The following is a 3,223-nucleotide window of genomic DNA, read 5'->3' as shown; positions in this document are numbered from 1 at the left end:
TTTCTCCCCTGCGGGGTAGCTGTCGGCGAAGCCGACTGAGGGGGGGTCAGGTGGGTCTGTCGCCTCGTCCCCGGTCCAGGTCCCGGGCCGAGAGGGCCAGCCAGGCCCAGCCGCAGAGGAAGAGGACGCCGCCGATGGGGGTGACGGCGCCCAGCCAGCGGGGGGCGCCGAAGGCCATGGCGTAGAGGCTTCCGGCGAAGATCACTGAGCCGGTCAGGAAGAAGGCCGGGGCGAACCTCGCGCGGGGCGCGCCCATGCCCATGAAGGCCGCCGAAGCGAAGGTCGCCATGGTGTGCCAGAAGGCGTACTGCGCCCCGGTCCTGAGCCACTCGGCGGCCTTGGGATCGGAAATCCCGTGGGCCGCGAAGGCGCCCATGGCGATGGCGACAAAGGCGTTGAGGGCGGCGAGGGCGAGCCAGTCCCGGCGGGGGAGGCCCCTCACGCCCAGACGCCCGGCCGCCGTCCCGCCCAGGGCGCCTCGCGCTCCAGCTGGCCGGCCAGCCGGAAGAGGGTGGCCTCGTCGGCGTAGCGGGCGGTGAACATCATGCCGACCGGCAGGCCGTCGGCGGTGGTCTCCAGGGGCAGGGACAGGGAGGGCTGGCCCGAGAAGTTGAAGGGCGGGGTGAAGGGGAAGACCTGGCCCTGGCGGCGGTTGACCTCCTTCGGCTCCAGGTTGACCGGGTCGATGAAGCCGATCTCCGGCACCGGGGTTCCCAGGACCGGGGTCAGGTGGACGTCGCGGTCGCGGAAGGCGGCCAGGGTCGCCCGGTTCAGCATCCGCAGCTCCTGCAGGGACCGAAGGGCCATCTCGCCGGTCACCTTGCGGCCGCCCTTGAGGGAGACCCAGGTCAGGGGCTCCAGCTCGTCGGGCTCGGGCTCGCGGCCCACCTCCTCGATCAGCCGCGCCATGCCGGCGGCGAAGTTGGCGCCCGAGACGGGCCCCCGGGCGGCGTAGAGGGCGCGGTAGTCGATGCCCAGGCCCTGTTCGACGACGTCATGGCCGAGGCGGCGCAGGAGGTCTGCCGTGCGCTCAAGCGCCGCCTGGACCTGGGGGTCGATGGGCCGGCCGGAAACGGTCTCGGAGGACCAGGTGATGCGCAGGCGGCCCGGCGCCCGGCCGACCTCGTCCAGGAAGGGCCCGGCCTTGGGCGGCGCCGGGTAGGGGCTGTCGGGCTCGGGCGCATCGGTGGCGTCCATCATGGCGGCGCTGTCGCGCACGGTGCGGCTGACCACGTGGTCGACCACGAAGCCTGCGGCGTAGTCGAAGCCGTCCGGCAGGTTGGGCACCCGGTCGCGGGTGCCCTTCAGGCCGACCAGTCCGCAGCAGGCGGCGGGGATGCGGATCGAGCCCAGGCCGTCGCTGGCGTGGGCCATGGGGACCATGCCCGAGGCCACCGCCGCCGCCGATCCGCCCGAGGAGCCGCCGGCGATGTGGCCGGGGTTCCAGGGGTTGCGGCAGGGACCAAGGAGGGCGCTCTCGGTCGTCCCGGTGATGCCATATTCGGGGGTGTTGGTCTTGCCCAGGGGGATGACGCCGGCCCGGCGGTATCGGGCGGTCAGGCCGCCATCCTCGCGGTCGACGATGTGCCGGGCGAAGCGGCTGCCCGAGGTGCGCGGCCAGCCGGCCACGGGCATGGCCAGGTCCTTGATCAGGAAGGGCACGCCCCGGAAGGGGCCGTCCGGCAGGTCGCCGAGGGCCTGGCGGCGGGCCTCGTCGAAGGCCGCATGCACTACGGCGTTCAAGGTGGGGTTGCGCCGCTCGATGATGGCGATGGCCGCGTCCACGGCCTCCAGGGGGGTGGTCTCACCCTTGCGGATGGCCTCGGCGAGGCCCAGGCCGTCCAGGGCGGCGTACTCTTCGGGGGTCATGGGATCACCGGGTCTGGGAAAGGAAGGCCATCTTGGCCACGGGGGCGAGGCCGGGGCCGGCCTTGCGAAGCTCGGCGAAGGACTCTTCGGCGGCGTCGAGGGCCTGGTCGATGTCCTCCTCCGTCATGGCGTCGCAGAGGAACATGTTGTGCCAGGGGTGGACGTAGACCCCCCGGGCCAGCATGGCGCTGGACCAGAAGAAGCCCTTCCTCAGGTCGGGGTCCTCGTCGAACAGGAAGAGGGGCATCTGGCCGGGACCGGTGACCCGGAAGCCGAAGCCGGCGGCGGAGGCGCGCTCCGACAGGCCGGCGGTCAGGCGCTCGCCCAGGGTCTCCAGCCGCTCCAGGTAGTCGGTCTCGCGGATGCGGCGCAGGGTCTCAAGCGCCGCCGCCATGGGGGCGGCCTGGTACCAGAAGGAGCCTGTGGCGTAGATGGCCTCCGCCCCCTTGCGGGCGCTATCCGAGCCCAGAAGGGCGGACAGGGGATGGCCGTTGGCCAGGCCCTTGCCCCAGGTCGACAGGTCGGGCTCCACCCCCAGGTGCGACCAGGAACAGTCCCGGCTGAGGCGGAAGCCGGCGCGCACCTCGTCCAGCACCAGGAGAGCGCCGGTGCGGTCGCACAGCTCCCGGGCGCGGGCGGCGTAGGCGGCCTCGGGCTCGGCCTGGTCGATGAAGGCGTCGTGCCGGAAGGGGGCGGCGAAGATGGCGGCCAGGTCGTCGCCCGCCGCCTCCACGGCGGCCTCGAGGCTGGCCACGTCATTGTAGTCGCACAGGATCTGGTGCGCCCGGTCGCTCTCCAGCACCCCGGCGGTGCGCGGCGTGCACCAGGGGGTGGAGCCGTGATAGGCGCCGCGGGCGCGGATCACCACCTTGCGGCGGGTCTGGGCCCGGGCGACGGTCAGGGCCATGGTGGTGGCGTCGCCGCCGTTCTTGCAGAACAGGGCCCAGTCGGCGTGGCCGATCATGCCGACCAGGGCCTCGGCCAGGTCGACCATCACCGGGGCGGGGCCGGTCAGGGTGTCGCCCTGCCGCAGCTGGTCGATAAAGGCCGCATCGATGGCCTCGTCGCCGTATCCGAACAGGTTGGGGCCGTAGGCGCACATCAGGTCCAGGACCTTGCCGCCGTCGGCGTCCCACAGCTGGGCGCCCTTGGCCTTCACGAAGTACTGGGGATAGTCGTCCGGCAGGAGGGCGGTGGACTGGTGGCCGAACATGCCGCCGGGGATCACCGCCTCGGCCCTCGCCCTCAGGGCCCTGTCGTTCGGTCTCTCCATCGCCCGCGCCTCCCGCTTTTCCCCATCCTGTCCGCGACAGGCCCCTGTGCGCAAGCGGCAAGGCCGCTGGGCCCCTTGTCT

The 3,223-nt window shown here is 72.8% G+C and carries 3 protein-coding genes; all 3 read right to left on the bottom strand.

Annotated features, from left to right (window positions below):
- Window positions 1-46 precede the first annotated feature (46 nt).
- Genes INE98_RS10795 through INE98_RS10785 form a run of 3 tightly spaced genes read right to left on the bottom strand, consistent with a single transcriptional unit; the run spans window position 47 to window position 3,142 of the window.
- A complete protein-coding gene (locus INE98_RS10795) occupies window positions 47-442 on the bottom strand; it encodes a DUF423 domain-containing protein (protein WP_293538857.1) in 396 nt (131 codons plus the stop codon).
- On the bottom strand, window positions 439-1,869 hold the full coding sequence (locus INE98_RS10790; RefSeq protein ID WP_293538855.1) for an amidase: 1,431 nt from the start codon (window positions 1,867-1,869) through the stop codon (window positions 439-441). Before INE98_RS10790 ends, INE98_RS10795 begins: the two co-directional genes overlap by 4 nt.
- Window positions 1,870-1,873: 4 nt before the next feature.
- Complete coding sequence (locus tag INE98_RS10785; RefSeq protein WP_293538853.1) at window positions 1,874-3,142, bottom strand: aminotransferase class III-fold pyridoxal phosphate-dependent enzyme; 1,269 nt, start codon at window positions 3,140-3,142, stop codon at window positions 1,874-1,876.
- Window positions 3,143-3,223: the final 81 nt, after the last annotated feature.

The sequence above is a fragment of the Phenylobacterium sp. genome (assembly GCF_020253645.1).
In the GTDB taxonomy this organism is placed as follows: Bacteria; Pseudomonadota; Alphaproteobacteria; order Caulobacterales; family Caulobacteraceae; genus Phenylobacterium.
The sequence above is the reverse complement of the archived record's forward strand: the minus strand, read 5'-3'. Positions and strand labels throughout refer to the sequence as shown.